Source organism: Microbacterium sp. JC 701 (genome assembly GCF_021026215.1).
In the GTDB taxonomy this organism is placed as follows: domain Bacteria; phylum Actinomycetota; class Actinomycetes; order Actinomycetales; family Microbacteriaceae; genus Microbacterium; species Microbacterium algihabitans.
The window spans coordinates 211,935-229,157 of the sequence record NZ_JAJNCV010000002.1 but is presented as its reverse complement, the minus strand read 5'-3'; the positions used below and the strand labels follow the sequence as shown (position 1 = coordinate 229,157).

At 70.3% G+C, this 17,223-nt stretch carries 17 protein-coding genes; 12 read left to right on the top strand and 5 right to left on the bottom strand.

The window, feature by feature from the left end; translation table 11 throughout:
* Positions 1-13: 13 nt before the first annotated feature.
* Both LPW41_RS09000 and LPW41_RS08995 read left to right on the top strand, forming a co-directional pair.
* Complete coding sequence (locus LPW41_RS09000; RefSeq protein ID WP_230704928.1) at positions 14-583, top strand: HIT domain-containing protein; 570 nt, start codon at positions 14-16, stop codon at positions 581-583.
* Between the two features lie 57 nt (positions 584-640).
* Entirely contained in the window at positions 641-1,237 is a 597-nt protein-coding gene (locus LPW41_RS08995) for a hypothetical protein (protein ID WP_230704635.1), read from the top strand.
* Between the two features lie 646 nt (positions 1,238-1,883).
* Here the strand turns inward: LPW41_RS08995 and pdxY are convergent.
* A complete protein-coding gene (pdxY, locus tag LPW41_RS08990; protein ID WP_154096643.1) occupies positions 1,884-2,735 on the bottom strand; it encodes a pyridoxal kinase PdxY in 852 nt (283 codons plus the stop codon).
* On the bottom strand, positions 2,732-4,072 hold the full coding sequence (locus LPW41_RS08985) for an aminotransferase class I/II-fold pyridoxal phosphate-dependent enzyme (RefSeq protein ID WP_154096644.1): 1,341 nt from the start codon (positions 4,070-4,072) through the stop codon (positions 2,732-2,734). Before LPW41_RS08985 ends, pdxY begins: the two co-directional genes overlap by 4 nt.
* A gap of 119 nt (positions 4,073-4,191) precedes the next feature.
* Here LPW41_RS08985 and pdxS point away from each other — a divergent pair, with 119 nt between their 5' ends.
* The 10 genes from pdxS to LPW41_RS08935 all read left to right on the top strand — a co-directional run bounded on the left by pdxS (position 4,192) and on the right by LPW41_RS08935 (position 14,393).
* Positions 4,192-5,076, top strand: a complete 885-nt coding sequence (pdxS, locus tag LPW41_RS08980; RefSeq protein ID WP_187358409.1) for a pyridoxal 5'-phosphate synthase lyase subunit PdxS — start codon at positions 4,192-4,194, stop codon at positions 5,074-5,076.
* Positions 5,066-5,686, top strand: coding sequence for a pyridoxal 5'-phosphate synthase glutaminase subunit PdxT (gene pdxT / locus LPW41_RS08975; RefSeq protein WP_154096646.1), 621 nt, complete (start codon positions 5,066-5,068; stop codon positions 5,684-5,686). Before pdxS ends, pdxT begins: the two co-directional genes overlap by 11 nt.
* A 10-nt stretch (positions 5,687-5,696) precedes the next feature.
* Positions 5,697-6,455 (top strand): YebC/PmpR family DNA-binding transcriptional regulator, encoded by a 759-nt coding sequence (locus tag LPW41_RS08970; RefSeq protein ID WP_144833508.1) that lies wholly within the window; start codon positions 5,697-5,699, stop codon positions 6,453-6,455.
* 48 nt (positions 6,456-6,503) lie between these two features.
* Positions 6,504-7,106 carry a crossover junction endodeoxyribonuclease RuvC gene (gene ruvC, locus LPW41_RS08965; protein WP_230704634.1) on the top strand — a complete coding sequence of 201 codons (603 nt, stop codon included), beginning with the start codon at positions 6,504-6,506 and terminating at the stop codon, positions 7,104-7,106.
* Positions 7,107-7,115: 9 nt separating this feature from the next.
* Entirely contained in the window at positions 7,116-7,736 is a 621-nt protein-coding gene (ruvA, locus tag LPW41_RS08960) for a Holliday junction branch migration protein RuvA (RefSeq protein ID WP_144833504.1), read from the top strand.
* Positions 7,729-8,775, top strand: a complete 1,047-nt coding sequence (gene ruvB / locus LPW41_RS08955) for a Holliday junction branch migration DNA helicase RuvB (RefSeq protein WP_144833502.1) — start codon at positions 7,729-7,731, stop codon at positions 8,773-8,775. Before ruvA ends, ruvB begins: the two co-directional genes overlap by 8 nt.
* A gap of 93 nt (positions 8,776-8,868) precedes the next feature.
* The gene (gene yajC, locus LPW41_RS08950) at positions 8,869-9,324 is read left to right on the top strand and encodes a preprotein translocase subunit YajC (RefSeq protein WP_144833501.1); all 456 of its coding nucleotides are present in this window, start codon (positions 8,869-8,871) and stop codon (positions 9,322-9,324) included.
* Positions 9,325-9,371: 47 nt separating this feature from the next.
* Positions 9,372-11,081 carry a protein translocase subunit SecD gene (secD, locus tag LPW41_RS08945; protein WP_230704633.1) on the top strand — a complete coding sequence of 570 codons (1,710 nt, stop codon included), beginning with the start codon at positions 9,372-9,374 and terminating at the stop codon, positions 11,079-11,081.
* Positions 11,081-12,067, top strand: coding sequence for a protein translocase subunit SecF (secF, locus tag LPW41_RS08940; protein ID WP_144833497.1), 987 nt, complete (start codon positions 11,081-11,083; stop codon positions 12,065-12,067). The genes secD and secF overlap by 1 nt, the downstream gene beginning before the upstream one ends.
* Positions 12,068-12,143: 76 nt before the next feature.
* Positions 12,144-14,393, top strand: a complete 2,250-nt coding sequence (locus LPW41_RS08935; protein ID WP_144833495.1) for a bifunctional (p)ppGpp synthetase/guanosine-3',5'-bis(diphosphate) 3'-pyrophosphohydrolase — start codon at positions 12,144-12,146, stop codon at positions 14,391-14,393.
* A gap of 99 nt (positions 14,394-14,492) precedes the next feature.
* On the opposite strand, the gene LPW41_RS08930 is transcribed toward LPW41_RS08935, so the two are convergent.
* The 3 genes from LPW41_RS08930 to LPW41_RS08920 form a co-directional block, all read right to left on the bottom strand.
* Positions 14,493-15,056, bottom strand: coding sequence for a hypothetical protein (locus LPW41_RS08930; RefSeq protein WP_230704632.1), 564 nt, complete (start codon positions 15,054-15,056; stop codon positions 14,493-14,495).
* A gap of 78 nt (positions 15,057-15,134) precedes the next feature.
* Complete coding sequence (locus tag LPW41_RS08925; RefSeq protein WP_308071711.1) at positions 15,135-16,844, bottom strand: DUF349 domain-containing protein; 1,710 nt, start codon at positions 16,842-16,844, stop codon at positions 15,135-15,137.
* An 81-nt stretch (positions 16,845-16,925) separates the two neighbouring features.
* Positions 16,926-17,216, bottom strand: a complete 291-nt coding sequence (locus LPW41_RS08920; RefSeq protein ID WP_144833490.1) for a dioxygenase — start codon at positions 17,214-17,216, stop codon at positions 16,926-16,928.
* Between the last annotated feature and the right edge of the window lie 7 nt (positions 17,217-17,223).

The window sequence follows — 17,223 nt, the reverse complement described above, 5'->3', positions numbered from 1 at the left end:
GGACTCCGGCTCGATGCCGGCCGTCGACGGCTCCGGATCGCCCACGACCGATGCGGAGCTCGTCGACGCCGCGACCCTTCCGGGCGTGCCCGACGAGTTCCAGCGCCTGTGGACGCCGCACCGCATGGCGTACATCTCGGCGGGGCGCGAGCCGATGGAGAAGACCTGTCCGTTCTGCGCCGCTCCCAGCAAGAGCGATGAAGACGGGCTGATCGTGGCGCGCGGGAAGACGGCGTACGTGCTGCTCAACCTGTTCCCGTACAACTCGGGCCACCTGCTCGTGTGCCCGTACCGTCACATCGCGACCTACGACCACGCCACCGATGAAGAGGTCGCCGAGATCGGCGCCCTCACGCAGCGCGGTATGCGGGTGCTGCGCGCAGTGTCGAACTGCGACGGCTTCAACCTCGGCATGAACCAGGGAGCGATCGCGGGGGCTGGCGTCGACGCGCACCTGCACCAGCACATCGTTCCCCGGTGGGCGTCGGATGCCAATTTCTTCCCCATCATCGCGAAGACCAAGGCCCTGCCGCAGTTGCTCGGCGATGTGCGCCGCACGGTCTCCGAAGCCTGGAACGCCTAGAACAGGGTTATCCACAAGCCCGGTTCGCGGTGGCGTCGGTCTGGCTACCGTGGGGCCATGCACGCTCGCCTTCGCCCCCTCGCCCTCGGTCTCGCCCTCGTCGCGGTGCTCGGGGTGACGACCGCGTGCATCCCGCTGCCGAGTCCGCTCCCACCCGATGCGGAGGCGTCTCCGGCGACCGAGGAGTCGGGCACGCCGGTTCCGGAATACAGCGGCACCGTCGCCCCCGACGGCGTCGAAGACGTCTTCGCGGAGCGCGAGGAGTATTTCCGCGAGCAGCAGCTGCCGATGGACGGGTCCCCGCTGGTGGCGGTGACGCCCGCGCAGCAGGAGTTCATCGCCCAGCAGCGCGCCTACGTCGAGCAGCAGGGCCTGTCGTGGACCGCGGCCGACGAGAGCCTGTCGCTCGCCCTCGCCGGCGACGCCTGCGAGACGGCGATCCTCAGCCGGCACGAGGTCGACGCGTCGACCCTGCAGGCGCACGTGGCGACCTCGCCCCTGTTCGCCCAACTGGTGCCCGCCGACGCGCAGGGCGATGCGCGCCTGCAGGCGGAGGCGCCGATCGCGAGCGTCATGGTGTTCGGCACGACGTTCATGTGCCCCGACGACGGCGACATGTGGGTCGCGGCGTATCAGGACGTGTACGGCGGTTGACGACCCCCTGCGCGACGCGAGGTGGCTGAGCTTGCGCGAGCTCCCGGTCCCTTCGACAGGCTCAGGGACCTGCCTTTCGCGAGGTGGCTGAGCCTGTCGAAGCCACCGGACCCACGAGACCTACGCAAGCGACCGGGCCCTTCGACAGGCTCAGGGACCTGCCTTTCGCGAGGCGGCTGAGCCTGTCGACGCCACCGGACCCACGAGACCTACGCAAGCGACCGGGCCCTTCGACAGGCTCAGGGACCTGCCTTTCGCGAGGTGGCTGAGCCTGTCGAAGCCACCGGACCCACGAGACCTGCGCAAGCTTGCGGTCCCTTCGACAGGCTCAGCGACCTGGCGTTCGCGAAGTGGCTGAGCCTGTCCAAGCCACCGGACCCACGAGACCTACGCAAGCGACCGGTCCCTTCGACAGGCTCAGCGACCTGGCGTTCGCGAAGTGGCTGAGCCTGTCCAAGCCACCGGACCCACGAGACCTACGCAAGCGACCGGGCCCTTCGACAGGCTCAGCGACCTGGCGTTCGCGAGGTGGCTGAGCTTGTCGAAGCCACCGGGCCCACGAGACCTACGCAAGCGACCGGGCCCTTCGACAGGCTCGGGGACCTGGGTTGCGCTCAGGGACCTGGGTTGCGCTCAGGGGCCCTGCTCAGCGCACCTGGCGCACGCCGAACTGCAGGCGCGGGTGGGCGTAGGCCTCCTGCGACTCGATGAGACGCAGTTCGCGCGACCCCGACTCGTAGGTGTTCGACAGCAGGTCGAACACGCTCGAGGCCGTGCGGGCGAGCGCGTCGGCGGCGTCGCCGGTGCGGCGGTAGTGCGCGGTGAACAGGGCCGCGGTGACGTCTCCCGAGCCGTTCGCCTTCATCGGAATCAGCGGGGTCTGCACGATCCAGGCCCCGGCGTCGTCGACGACCATCATCTCGATCGTGTCGGGCTCGCGGTCGGGGCGCTCGACGCTCGTGACGAGCACCGTGCGCGGGCCGCGGGCGCGCAGCATGTCGGCGGACTCGAGCGTCGAGTCGATGCTGCCGGGCTCGGTGTCGGTGAGGAAGCCGAGCTCGAACTGGTTGGGGGTCAGGATGTCGGCGACCGGCACGACGCGCTCGCGCAGCAGCACCGGGATCGCAGGCGCCACGAAGCACCCCGACTTGGCGTTGCCCATGACGGGGTCGCAGGCGTATACGGCATCCGGGTTCGCCTTCTTCACCCGCGCGACCGCGTCGATGATGACGTCGGCGATGCCCTCGCCGCCCTGGTAGCCCGAGAGCACCACGTCGATCTCGGGGAAGACGCCGCGGTCCTCGATGCCCTGGATCACGGCGGCGACGTCGTCGGGGGAGATGAGCGGACCGCGCCACGCGCCGTAACCGGTGTGGTTGGAGAAGTTCACGGTATACACCGGCAGCACCTCGACGCCGATGCGCTGCAGGGGGAAGACGGCGGCGGAGTTTCCGACGTGCCCGTACGCGACGGCGGACTGGATCGAGAGGACCTTCATGTCTCGATCCTCCCACTTCGTCCCGATCCGCGGAGCACGCCCGCGGCGGCGGCCAGGTCATCCGCGAGGGTCGTGGCCGAGGCCTCGTCGAGGTCGTGCACGGTGAGGCGCAGGAACGAGCCGTGGTCGCCGTCGCCGAGGAAGAAGGGGTCGCCCTCGCGCACCAGCCATCCGCGTCTCATGAGGTCTTCGCGCACTCCCGCCGCGGGCACCGGCAGCGGCACCCACAGGTTGAGGCCGTCGCCCGGGCTGACCGGCAACCCGCGAGCGGTGAGCTGCGCGCAGAAAGCGGCATTGCGCGCGGCGTAGTGCACGGCCGCGCTCTCGATGCCCTCGCGGACCGCGTGATCGGTCACGAGGGCGAGGGTGAGGCGCTGGAGGATGTGGCTGACCCACGTGGTTCCGGGCGTCAGGCGCTGCCCGAGACCGTCGGCGGTGTCGGGATCGGATGCCGTGACGGCGAGGCACGTGTCGGGTCCGAGGAACTTCGACATCGAGCGGATGCGCGCCCAGCGACGCTGCGAGGCGCCGATGACCGAGTGCAGGGGAGCGCGGGACAGCAGCGAGAAGTGATCGTCTTCGATGACGAGAACGTACGGGTGCTCCGCGAGCACCTCGCGCAGGGCCGTCGCGCGATCCGCCGTGAGACTCGCGCCGGTCGGATTGTGGGCGCGGGGCGTGCAGATGACGGCGCGGACGCCGGCCTCGAGCGCGGCGCGGAGTCCGTCGACCGTCATGCCCTCGGCATCCACCGGCACGGGCACCGCCCGATACCCCCCGGTGCGCACCGTGTGCAGGGCGGAGAGGAAGCACGGGTCTTCCAAGGCCACCGCGTCGTCGCGCTGCAGCGCTTGGGCGAGGAGGCGTTCGATGGCGTCGCTCGCGCCGCTCGTGACGGTCAGACGCAGGTCGTCGTGGGGGAGTCCGTCCGCCATCCAGTCGCGCGCCCATTCCTCCAGGCCCGGGTCGATCACCGGCTCGCCGTACAGCACGGGGCGCGCCGACCGGGCGAGGGCCGCGGTCGGATCGGGGATGAGCGCCGGGTCGGGGTTGCCCGACCCCACGTCGCGCAGCACGGTGTCGGGCGCGTAGCCCTCCTGGGCGACGGCGGCGCGATCGGCGACGCGTGTGCCGCCGCGACCGCGCGCTTCGACGAGGCCCGCCTGCGCGAGCTGCCGGTACGCCGCGACGACGGTGTTGCGGTTGACGCCGAGGTCGGCCGCGACGGCGCGCACCGACGGCAGCAGGGTCCCCGGGGTCAGCTCTGCGCGCTCGATGCGCGTGCGCAGATCGGCGGCGATCTCGGATGCCGATCGGCCGGTGATGTCGATGCTCATGAGCCCCCCTGAGTCCCGAACAGCCTATGTCCTGAGCCATGCTACGGTTTGGCCTAAGCCAAAGAATCGCGCCCCGAAGCGCGGAACCACGCGCCGCATCGGCGCGGAACGGAGTGGACATGACCGACACCGGAACCTCCCGCGTCAAGCGCGGTCTCGCCGAGATGCTCAAGGGCGGCGTGATCATGGACGTCGTCACCGCCGAGCAGGCGCGCATCGCCGAAGACGCCGGCGCCGTCGCCGTCATGGCGCTCGAGCGCGTGCCCGCCGACATCCGCGCCCAGGGCGGCGTCGCGCGCATGAGCGACCCCGACCTCATCGACGACATCATCGCCACGGTGTCGATCCCCGTCATGGCGAAGGCCCGCATCGGTCACTTCGTCGAGGCGCAGATCCTGCAGGAGCTCGGCGTCGACTACATCGACGAGTCCGAGGTGCTCTCGCCCGCCGACTACGTCAACCACATCGACAAGTGGAACTTCACCGTCCCCTTCGTCTGCGGGGCGACCAACCTCGGCGAGGCCCTGCGCCGCATCACCGAGGGCGCGGCGATGATCCGCTCCAAGGGTGAGGCCGGCACGGGCGATGTCTCGGAGGCGACCAAGCACATCCGCACGATCCGCGGCGAGATCAACGCCCTGCGCGCCAAGACGAAGGACGAGCTCTACGTCGCGGCCAAGGAGCTGCAGGCGCCCTACGACCTCGTCGCCGAGATCGCCGAGACCGGCGAGCTGCCTGTCGTCCTCTTCACCGCCGGGGGAGTGGCCACCCCGGCCGACGCCGCGATGATGATGCAGCTCGGCGCCGACGGCGTGTTCGTCGGCTCGGGCATCTTCAAGTCGGGCAACCCCGCCGAGCGTGCCGCCGCGATCGTGAAGGCCACGACCTTCCACGACGACCCGAAGATCGTCGCCGAGGCGTCGCGCGGCCTCGGCGAGGCGATGGTCGGCATCAACGTCAGCGACCTCCCGGCCCCGCACCGCCTCGCCGAGCGTGGCTGGTAACTCCCCGCGCGTCGGCGTCCTCGCCCTGCAGGGGGACGTGCGCGAGCACCTCGCCGTGCTCACCGCCCTCGGTGCCGACGCGCGACCCGTGCGCCGGCCCGAGGAGCTCGCCGCCGTGGAGGGCCTCGTCCTCCCCGGCGGCGAGTCGAGCGTCATCGACAAGCTCGCCCGCGCCTTCGGCCTGTTCGAGCCGATCCGCGCGGCGATCGCCGAGGGGATGCCGATGTACGGCACGTGCGCAGGTCTCATCCTGCTCGCCGACCGCATCGACGGGGCGATCACCGGCCAGCAGACGTTCGGCGGCATCGACGCGCGCGTGGCGCGCAACGTCTTCGGCGGCCAGACCGCGTCGTTCGAGACCGAGCTCGAGGTGCCCGTCCTGGGCGATCCACCGGTGCACGCGGTCTTCATCCGCGCGCCCGCGGTGGTGGAGTGGGGTCCGGATGCCGCGCCCCTGGCGACCCTCGCCGACGGACGCGTCGTCGCGATCGAGCAGGGCGCCCTGTTGGGGACCGCGTTCCACCCCGAATCGACGGGGGAGACGCGTTTCCACCGCCGCTTCCTCGATCACGTCGCGGCCAGACGCGGCATCCACGCCCCCGCGCTCTAGACTGGAAGCTATGTCCGGACACTCCAAATGGGCCACGACCAAGCACAAGAAGGCGGTCATCGACTCCCGTCGCGCCAAGTCGTGGGCCAAGCTCATCAAGAACATCGAGGTCGCGGCGAAGCTCGGTGGAGCCGACCTCCAGGGCAACCCCACCCTCTTCGACGCCGTGCTCAAGGCCAAGAAGACCTCGGTCCCCAAAGACAACATCGACCGCGCGATCAAGCGAGGTGCGGGCATCGGCGGCGAGGCTGTTGAATACGCCTCGATCATGTACGAGGGCTACGGCCCGAACGGCGTCGCGTTCCTCATCGAATGTCTGACCGACAACAAGAACCGCGCCGCGGCCGAGGTGCGCACCGCCCTCAGCCGTAACGGCGGAACACTCGCCGACCCGGGCAGCGTCGCCTACAACTTCAGCCGCAAGGGCGTCATCGTGGTTCCCTCCGAGGGCACCACCGAAGACGACGTCATGCTCGCGGTCCTCGAGGCCGGCGCCGAAGAGGTCGAGCCGCACGGCGAGGGCTTCGGCGTCATCACCGAGGCGAGCGACCTCGTGTCGGTGCGTTCTGCTCTGCAGGACGCCGGCATCGAGTACGACTCCGCCGACGTCGAGTTCGTGCCCTCGCTCAAGGTCGAGGTCGACGCCGACACGGCCCGCAAGGTGTTCCGCCTCATCGACGCGCTCGAAGACAGTGACGACGTGCAGAACGTCTACACCAACTTCGACATGACGCCCGAGGTGCAGGCCGAGCTCGAGAACGACGAGTAAGGGCGCGCCCTGAGCTCGACCACGACCCCTGCGCCTACCGTGGGGGTCGTGGCATCTTCCCTGCGCGTCCTCGGCATCGACCCCGGCCTCACGCGCTGCGGCATCGGCATCGTCGACGTCGCTCCCAACCGCACGGCCACCCTCGTGCACGTCGGGGTGGCGCGTTCGGCACCGACCGATCCGATCGAGAAACGTCTCGCGGCCATCGCCGCCGGCATCCGCGAAGTTCTCCTCGCCCACCAGCCGCACGTCGTCGCCGTCGAGCGCGTGTTCGCACAGAACAACCGCCATTCGGTGATGGGCACGGCCCAGGCCAGCGGCATCGCGCTGCTGCTCGCCGCCGAGCACGGTCTCACCGCCGCCACGCACACGCCCAGCGAGGTCAAGGCCGCGATCACCGGCTACGGCTCGGCCGACAAGCTGCAGGTGCAGACGATGGTCGCGCGCGTGCTGCGCCTCGACGCTCTTCCCCAGCCGGCGGATGCCGCGGACGCGCTGGCCATCGCGCTCTGCCACGCGTGGCGCGGGGGAGCAGCCGCAGCTCCCGGCGGCGCGGAGCTCACCCCCGCGCAGCGCGCCTGGCGCGACGCCGAGAAGCGACGGACACCGCCGACGCGTGTCGCTCGAACACATGTACGAACCGATGCGTAGGCTCGGAGCATGATCTCTTCGCTGCACGGGACGGCGGCCCACGTCGCCGACGACTCGCTCGTGATCGTGGTGGGCGGCGTCGGTTTCTCCGTCGCCGTCACCTCGCAACTCGCCCGCACCGTCCACGTCGGCGATGACGTGCACCTGCACACGAACCTCATCGTGCGCGAAGACGCCCTGTCGCTCTACGGCTTCGACACCCGCGAAGAGCTGACCGTGTTCACGCAGCTGATCAGCGTGACCGGCGTCGGACCGAAGTCGGCCCTCGGCGTGCTGTCGTCGCTCACCGTTCCGCAGATCGCCCAGGCCGTCGCCGACGACGACGACGCCCCCTTCCGCCGCGTGTCGGGCATCGGCCCCAAGACCGCGAAGCTCATCGTCGTGCAGCTCGCGGGCAAGCTCGCCGTGATTCCCGCCACCGCCCCCGCGGCCGTGTCGGCGCACGGACAGGTGCCCCTGCAGGTGACGCAGGCGCTCATCGGCCTCGGGTGGACCGAACGCACGGCGGCCGAGGCCGTGGCATCCGTCGCCGAGAACGCCTCCGACGCCGACCGCGCGTCGGTGCAGGCGCTGCTGCGACTGACGCTCGCGCTGCTCGGCCCCGCCCGCAAGGAGAGCGTGAGTGGCTGACGTCCGCGACGCCGGCACCCCCGACGACGAGGTCGAGCTCGCGATCGAGGGGGCGCTGCGCCCCACCTCGCTCGCCGAGTTCGTCGGCCAGCAGAAGGTGCGCGGTCAGTTGCAACTGCTGCTCGATGCCGCACGCATCCAGCAGCGCTCGCCCGACCACATCCTGCTGTCGGGCCCTCCCGGGCTCGGCAAGACCACGCTCGCCATGATCGTCGCGCACGAGAGCGGCCGCCCCCTGCGCCTGTCGAGTGGACCGGCGATCCAGCACGCGGGCGACCTCGCGGCCCTGCTGTCCTCCCTCACGCCGGGTGAAGTGCTCTTCATCGACGAGATCCACCGCATGGCGCGCTCGGCCGAAGAGATGCTGTACCTCGCGATGGAGGACTTCCGCATCGACATCATGGTCGGCAAGGGTGCGGGTGCCACCAGCATCCCCCTCGACCTCGCCCCCTTCACCCTCGTCGGCGCCACCACCCGATCGGGCCTGCTGCCGAACCCGCTGCGCGACCGCTTCGGCTTCACCGCCCACCTCGAGTACTACGAGCCCGAAGAGCTCGAGCAGGTCGTCACGCGTTCGGCGTCGATGCTCGACGTCGGGCTGCCGGGCACCGCGCGCTCCGAGATCGCGCGCCGCTCGCGCGGCACCCCCCGCATCGCGAACCGCCTGCTGCGCCGCGTGCGCGACTACCTCGTGGTGCACGGGCCGTCCGCGGGCGCCGAACACGGCGACGCCGACGTGCGCACGGTCGGTGCCGCCCTCGACCTCTACGACGTCGACTCCATCGGCCTCGACCGCCTCGACCGCGCCGTGCTCGACGCGCTCGTGCGGCGCTTCCGCGGGGGACCGGTCGGACTCAGCACGCTCGCGGTCGCCGTCGGCGAAGAGCCCGAGACGATCGAGTCCGTCGTCGAGCCCTACCTCGTGCGCATCGGATTCATGGGCCGCACCCCCCGCGGCCGCGTCGCCACCCCAGAGGCGTACGACCACCTGGGCGCCCCTCACCCCGACGGCCTGCTCCGGTTCAGCCAGGGGTCATGACCTATACTCGGCGGGGGATTCCCCGACCCCCGCTCTACCCCCCGCTAGGCAGTGCCGCACGGCGCGCCTGACTTTGAAAGGTGCACCGCCTCGATGGATATCGCCCGGTTCTTCTCCGATTACGGCCTCATCATCCTGCTCATCGGCCTGCTGGTCTTCATGTTCTGGAGCTCGCGCCGCCGCATGCAGAAGCAGAAGGCCGAGCAGGAGAAGAAGGCCCGCGAGACCGTCGCCGGCGCCGAGGTCCTGCTGCAGGGCGGCCTGTACGGCACCATCGTCGAGTACGACGGTGAAGACCTCGACAAGCCCGCGCTGGTCGAGATCGCGCCCGGCGTGGTCATCAAGGTGCACAGCCAGGCCGTGCTCCGCATCGTCGACGCCGCCCAGGGCGCCGTCACCGAAGACGAGTTCATCGAGGCCGAGGAGTCCGAGGCCGAATACATCGCGGGCGTCGCCGACCACGACATCACCTCGATCAGCGACGACCAGCGCGCCGCCCGTCAGCACACCGAGGCCGAGCAGACCGACAAGGACCGCCCGCAGGCCTGACCTCCGCTCTTCCGCCGTACTCGCCCGCCGCACAGAAAGCCGACTCCGTGGCGCCCTCGACTCCTGTCCGTCATGCCTGGCGCGTGTTGACCGGACTGCTCGCCATCACCGGCGTGCTGTTCGGCATCAACGCGCTCGGCGTGTACACCTTCAACGCCAGTTCCTGGTCTCCCGAGCTCGCGCTCGACCTCCAGGGCGGCACGCAGATCATCCTGCAGGCCCAGACCACCGACGGCGCCGCGCCCGACAGCGATCAGCTGCAGCAGGCCGTGTCGATCATCCGCCAGCGCGTCGACGCCTCGGGCGTCGGCGAGGCCGACGTGGCCACCGAGGGCGGACAGAACATCGTCGTGCAGATCCCCGGCCAGGCCGACGAGGCCACCCGCCAGCGGATCCAGAGCGCCGCGCAGCTCCAGCTGCGTCCCGTGCTGTTCACGGGCTCGCCGGCCACGACGTTCGTCGGCGCCGACGGCAACTCCACGCCGTACCCGACGCCCGACCCGAGCCTGCCGGCCACGCCCACCGCGTCGCCGACCGACGCGAGCGACCCGGCGTACATCACCCCGGCTCTGCAGGCGCAGTTCCTCTCGTACGACTGCGCGAACCCGCCGAGCAACCCCGCGCAGGCCCCGGCAGACCAGCCGATGATCACGTGCGGGCTCCAGGACGGTACGAAGTACATCCTCGGACCCGTCGAGCTCGACGGAAACGACATCGTCGACGCCACGAACGGCCAGGAACAGAACACCGGCCGCTGGGCCGTCAACCTCGTCTTCAACGACCAGGGCACCCAGAAGTTCGGCGAGATCAGCCAGCGCCTTTACGGCAAGCAGGCACCCTTCAACCAGTTCGCGTTCGTGCTCGACGGTCAGGTGCTGTCGGCTCCGTCGATGAACGGCATCATCCTCGACGGCCGCCCCAGCATCACGGGCAGCTTCACGCAGGAGTCGTCGAAGGCCCTCGCCGACCAGCTGAAGTACGGCGCCCTGCCGCTGAGCTTCACCGTCGTCAGCAGTGACACCGTGTCGGCGACACTCGGTTCGCAGCAGCTGCAGGTCGGTCTGATCGCCGGCCTCATCGGCCTCGGCCTCGTCGCGATCTATTCGCTGATCGTCTACCGGGCCCTGGGCACGGTGATCATCGCGTCTCTCGCCGTGATGGCGGTGTTGACCTACGCCGCGATCTGCATCCTCGCGTGGCGCGCCGGCTTCCGCCTGTCGCTCGCCGGTGTCGCGGGTCTGATCGTCACGATCGGCTTCACCGCCGACTCGTTCATCGTGTACTTCGAACGCATCCGCGACGAGTTGCGCGACGGCAAGTCGATCACCGCGGCCGTCGAAGACGGATGGGGTCGCGCCAAGCGCACGATCTACATCTCGAAGTCGATCAACATCCTCGCCGCCGTCGTGCTGTACATCCTCGCGGATGCCACGGTGAAGGGCTTCGCGTTCACCCTGGGCCTGACCACGGCGATCGACATCCTGATCTTCATCCTGTTCACCCACCCGGTCATGCAGCTGCTGGCGCGCACGCGCTTCTTCGGCTCGGGCCACCCGCTCTCGGGGATGGACCCCAACGCGCTCGGGGCCGTCTACCGCGGTCGTGCGGAGTTCCGCGCCCCGGTCGTCGACAGCGGTCGCGCCAAGCGCTCGCGGGGCGAGGCCGCACGTCGGCAGACGATCGCCGAACGCAAGCAGGCCGAGCTCGCTGCCGCGTCCCGCGGCGATAGCCGCTCCACGAAGGAGGGAGACGACTGATGCGCTCCATGTCTCAGCTCGGAAACGACCTCTACTCCGGGAAGACCTCGTTCCCGTTCGTGCAGCGTCGTCGTCTGTGGTTCATCATCGCGGCGGTGCTCGTCATCGGCGCGGCGCTCGTGCCCTTCATCCGCCCCGTGCAGTTCTCGATCGAGTTCACGGGTGGGTCGCAGTTCACCGTGTCGAACCCCGCCAGCTTCGACCAGTCGCTCGCGACGAACGCGGTGACCTCGGTCGTGCCGGGCGCGCAGACGCGCGTCACCACGATCAGCGACCAGGCCGTCCGCGTGCAGACCGACCAGCTCGGCAGCGACCAGACGCAGGCCGTCTCGGCCGCGCTCGCGAGCGCGTACGACGTGCCCTCCGCCGAGGTGACCGACTCGTTCATCGGTCCCACCTGGGGCGCCGACGTCACGCGTCAGTCGCTGTGGGGTCTGGCGATCTTCCTCGCGCTGACCTTCCTCATCCTCGCGCTGTACTTCCGCACGTGGAAGATGTCGGTCGCCGCGATCATCGGCCTGGTCGACGTGCTCGTCATCACCATCGGCGTGTACGCGGTGTTCGGGTTCGAGATCTCGCCCGCGGCGGTGATCGGCTTCCTCACCATCCTCTCTTACGCCCTCTACGACACCACCGTCGTCTTCGACAAGGTGCGCGAGAACACGAGAGAAGACGGCGAGATCTCCGGCCGCACCTTCGCGGAGTCGGTCAACCTCGCCGCCAACCAGACGCTGATCCGCTCGATCAACACGACGGTCGTGGCCGTGCTCCCGGTCGGTGCGATCCTCTTCATCGGTGTTCCGCTCGGTGCCCGCACGCTGAGCGACATCTCACTGTCGATCTTCGTCGGCACGATCGTCGCGGCCTACTCGACCCTGTTCGTCGCCGTCCCGATGTACGCGCTGCTGCGCGAGTCGGAGAAGCCCATCGCCCAGCGCGACGCCCGCGTCGTCGCCGCGCGCGAGAAGGCGGGCGTCCCGGCCTGAGGCCGGGGCCCCGCCGCTCTCCGGGGCATCGCGCGGGGCGTAGACTTGATCGACTGGCCGTGAGGAAGGGGTGGCGATGACCGAGACCGCATCCTCCGCGCCGCCGCCGTCCTCGCTGCGACGCCTCGTGCCGCGCATCTTCTCGCGTGCCGCCCGCCGCGACGACGTCGACAAGTTGCTGCGAACGGTGCGCACGCATCACCCCAAGGGTGATCTCGCGATCATCGAGCGCGCCTACGCCGTCGCTGACAAGGCGCACGACGGGCAGAAGCGCCAGAGCGGCGAGCCGTACATCACGCACCCGCTCGCCGTCGCGCAGATCCTTGCCGAGCTGGGCCTAGGGCCGAAGGCCATCGCCGCGGCCCTCCTGCACGACACGGTCGAAGACACCGACTACCCGCTCGACGAGCTCGCCGCCGACTTCGGCGACGAGGTGGCGATGCTCGTCGACGGCGTCACCAAGCTCGACAAGGTCAAGTACGGCGACAGCGCGCAGGCCGAGACCGTCCGCAAGATGATCGTGGCGATGTCGAAAGACATCCGCGTGCTGCTGATCAAGCTCGCCGACCGCCTGCACAACGCGCGCACCTGGGGCTTCGTGCCGCCCCACAAGGCGGCCAAGAAGGCCACCGAGACGCTCGAGATCTACGCCCCGCTGGCTCACCGCCTCGGCATCCAGGCGATCAAGAGCGAGCTCGAAGACCTCTCGTTCGCGGTCATGCACCCCAAGCTCTACGCCGAGATCGAGAGCCTCGTCAAACAGCGCACCCCGCAGCGCGAGCAGTACGTGCAGAACGTGATCGACGCCGTCGACGCCGACCTGCGCGAGCTCCGCGTGCGCGGGCGCGTCATGGGTCGACCGAAGCAGCTGTACTCGGTGTACCAGAAGATGGTCGTGCGGGGCCGCGAGTTCGACGACATCTACGACCTCATCGGCATTCGCATCCTCGTCGGGACCGTGCGGGACTGCTACGCGGTGCTCGGCGCAATCCACGCGCGGTGGACACCGCTGCCCGGGCGGTTCAAGGACTACATCGCCACGCCCAAGTTCAACCTGTACCAGTCGCTGCACACGACGGTGATCGGCCCGGGCGGACGCACGGTCGAGATCCAGATCCGCACGAACGAGATGCACCAGCAGGCCGAGTTCGGCGTGGCCGCGCACTGGAAGTACAAAGAGCGCATGGCCGGCGGCAAGACCGACGCGAAGGCCGTCGACGCCGACATGGCGTGGATCGCGCACATCTCCGACTGGCAGGCCGAGACCGCCGACCCGGGGGAGTTCCTCGACTCGCTGCGCTTCGAGATCGGCGCCAAAGAGGTCTACGTCTTCACGCCGAAGGGGCGCGTCGTGGGTCTTCCCACTGGCGCCACCCCCGTCGACTTCGCCTACGCCGTGCACACCGAGATCGGCCACCGCACGATGGGCGCCAAGGTCAACGGTCGCCTCGTGCCGCTGGAGTCGACTCTGCAGAGCGGCGACGTCGTCGAGGTCTTCACCTCGAAGAACCCCGATGCCGGCCCCAGCCAGGACTGGCTCGGCTTCGTCAAGAGCACCCGCGCGCGCAACAAGATCCGCGGGTGGTTCACCAAGGAGCGTCGCGAAGAGGCCATCGAGCAGGGCAAGGACTCCATCGCGCGCGCGATGCGCCGGCAGAACCTGCCGCTGCAGCGCCTGATGAACCAGGACTCGTTCACCGAGGTGGCGCGGCAGTTCCACTACGAAGACGTCTCCGCCCTGTACGCCGCGGTCGGAGAAGGCCACGTCTCGACCCAGTCGGTCATCGAGAAGGTCACCGCGCTCGTCAGCGCCGAAGAGACCAACACCGGTCCCATCGACATCCCCGTCGGGCGCAGCCGCGCCCCGCGCGGCGGAGACTCCGGCGTCCTCGTGCGCGGAGCCCCCGACATCCTCGTCAAGCTCGCCAAGTGCTGCACGCCCGTGCCGGGCGACGAGATCGTCGGCTTCGTCACACGCGGCAGCGGGGTCTCGGTGCACCGCGGCGACTGCACCAACGTGCGTTCGCTCAAGGAAGAACCCGACCGTCTCATCGAGGTCGAGTGGGCGCCGACGACCAAGAGCGTGTTCCTCGTGCAGATCCAAGTCGAGGCCCTCGACCGCTCGGGTCTGCTGAGCGACGTCACGCGCGTGCTCAGCGAGCATCACGTCAACATCCTCTCGGCGACCGTATCGACCACCAACGACCGCCTCGCCCTGAGCAAGTTCGTGTTCGAGATGGGCGACACCGTGCACCTCGACCGGGTGCTCAACGCCGTGCGCCGCATCGACGCCGTCTACGACGTGTACCGCGTCACCTCGTCGTAAGGCCGGCGTCTCACGACCGAGGCCGCGTGCCGGTCTGCCCGTGCGCCGTCTCGCTCGATTCAATCGTGGATCGTCACGGCGGCCGGGGGATCCGACGCGTCAGCTCGTGGGCTGCGACTCGGACCGACCCGCCGCCGTCTGCGCGAGCACGTCGGCGGCGCGACGGGCGAAAGGGAATCGCGGATGCCGCGCGAGCCACTCGACCGCGTCATCCCGAGCTCCGGGATCATCGGCGGCCCACATGCGAGCGGCACGACGCTCGGTCTCGTCGTCGCTGCGCGCGAGGTCGACGAGGGTGCGTACGGGTGAGGTGACCGACACCCCCGCCACCTGCCGCACGTCGGCGGCCGCAAGGCGCACCTCGTGAGACACGACGCGCGCGTCGTGCGGCGCGCGGGCGCGGGTGGCCGCGACGCGCTGCACGTGGTGTCGATACGGTTCGGTCAGCACCCCGCCGTGGATCCACGCCGCGCTCAGGCGGATCGCCGCCCACCGCTCACCCACGAGCGGGGCGATGCTGCGCGCGCGCATCCACGGCGTCTCGACGGCATCGGCGGGGATGTAGCCCGCCCCGAGCGGGACCAGGATGCCGTCGAGGCACGCAGCGGTGAGCTCGGCGATCGACAGACGCTCACCGGGGAAGAACAGGAAGGGCGACACCATTCCGCCAGTGTGGCGGGAACGGTGTCGCCCCGTGACGGAAGTCCGTCAGCCTGTGGATAACCCGGTGGGTCGGCCTGTTCAGCCGCCGAGAGCGCGCAGCCAGGTGAGGCGCGCCTCGAGGGCCTCCTGCGTCTGGGCCACGGCGCGCTTGTCGCCCTTGGCCTCGGCGGCGGCGAGCTCGGCCTCGAGCTTGTCGATGGCGTCGGTGAGCTGACGCGTCATGTCGTTGGCGCGCGCCTTCTGCTCGGGATCGTTGCGCTTCCAGTCGGCGTCTTCGCGGGTGCGCACGCTCTGCTCGATGTTGCGGAGCTCGTCGTCGAGGGCGCGCTCCTTGTCGCGGGGGAAGATGCGACCGATCTCGTCCCACTGACGCTGGATCGCGGTGAGCTTCTGGCGCGCCGTGGCGATGTTCTTCTCATCGACGATCGGAGCGGCCTCCTGCAGCAGCACGCGCTTCTGCTCGATCTTCTCCTTCGACGCCTCGGCGTCGGCCGACTCGCGCTCGATGCGCGCGCCGTAGAGCGCGTCGCCAGCGGCCTTGAAGCGCGCCCACAGGGCGTCGTCGACCTTGCGGCCGGCGCGGCCGGTGGCCTTCCACGCGTCGAGCAGATCGCGGTACGCGCCGATGCCGTCTTCGCCACGGGGGGCGAGTGCCTCGGCACGCTCCACCAGGCGGGTCTTCGCCTCGCGCGCGGCCTTGTGGGTCTCGTCGAGCGACGAGAAGAACTCGCGGCGGTGGCGGTCGACCGTGGCGCGGGCGTCGCGGAAGCGGCGCCACAGCTGCTGGGCGGTCGACTTCGACAGGCGCGGACCGTTCTGCTGGTGGGCCTGCCACCGGTCGAACAGCGCGGTCATGTCGGCCGTCATCTGCTTCCACTGCACCGTCTGCGGGTCGCGAGCGGCCAGGGCCTCGGCCTCTTCGACGATCGCGGTGCGCTCGCGCACGGCCTCTTCGGTGGCCTGCTTGGCGGCGACGGCCTCAGTCTCACTCGCCTCGGCGAGTTCGGAGGTGAGGGCGTTGACGCGGGCGATCAGAGCCGAGAGGTCGCCGACCGCTGCGGCACCGTCGAGCTTGCCGTGCAGCGCCTTGGCCGCGGCGCGCAGGTCGGACGCCGAGGCGCCACCGCGACGGTGACGGGTCTCGAGCAGCGTGACCTCGCCGGCGAGGTCGGCGAACTTGCGTTGGAAGTAGGCGAGGGCCTCGGCGGGGGTGCCGTCGGGGTACTGCCCGACGACGCGCCACTCGTCGCCCTCGCGGACCGACACGGTGCCTTCGTCATCGACGCGGCCCCAGGGCTCGGTCGACGAGGTGGAGGCCTTCTTGCCGGGCGGGGGACCGGGCACGCGCGCACCGGGGCGGGGGCCGGGGGCCGCCGGGGCGGCGGGGGCCTCATCGTTCGCGGACGCGTCCTCAGCAGGGGCGTCTTCGGCGGGAGCCTCAGCGGCGGCAGCGTCCTCAGCGGGGGCGTCCTCGACGGCGTCCGCGGCGGGAGCCTCGTCCGCAGGAGCACCCTCGGCGGGCGCGTCCTCCGCAGAGGCGTCCTCGACGGAGGCCTCGTCAGCGGCGGGGGCGTCAGCCGCGGCCGCGTCTTCGACGGGGGATTCCTCGGCGGGAGCGTCCGACGTCTCATCGGCGGAGACCGGAGCCGTCAGGTCGTCGGAGGCCGCGGCATCCGGAGCCTCGACGGCCTCGGCCGTCTCGGCGCTGTCGGCCTGGGTGGTGTCGACCTCGACGTCGTTCGCGGCGTCGCGCGGGTCGGAGGACTCGGGGGTGGGGACGGAAGTCACGGGTAGCACCTCATCGCGGCAGAACCGCCTGGGGGAGAAGGACCCTCCGAGCCTAGTACGCGCGGCCCCCGCGAGACAGGATCAGGGCGTCGGCGTCGCCGCGGGAGCAGGCGCGGAGGGGGAGGTGTCGGGCGTCGACGCGGGCGTGGCGGGCGTCGACGGCGAGGGCGCGGGAGCACCGGGCCCGGCCACGAAGTACGCGGTCTGCACGCCGATGGCTCCGGCGATCACGACGAGACCGACCACGACGGCGAGTAGGTTGTCGCGCCGACGGCGTCGTCCCTGTCGCTCGTGCAGCTCGAGCCGCGCCTGGTAGGTGCGGGCGCGCTCGCGCTGCTCCCGCGTCTGCCGGTCTTTTCCGCGCGTCGCCACCATCGAC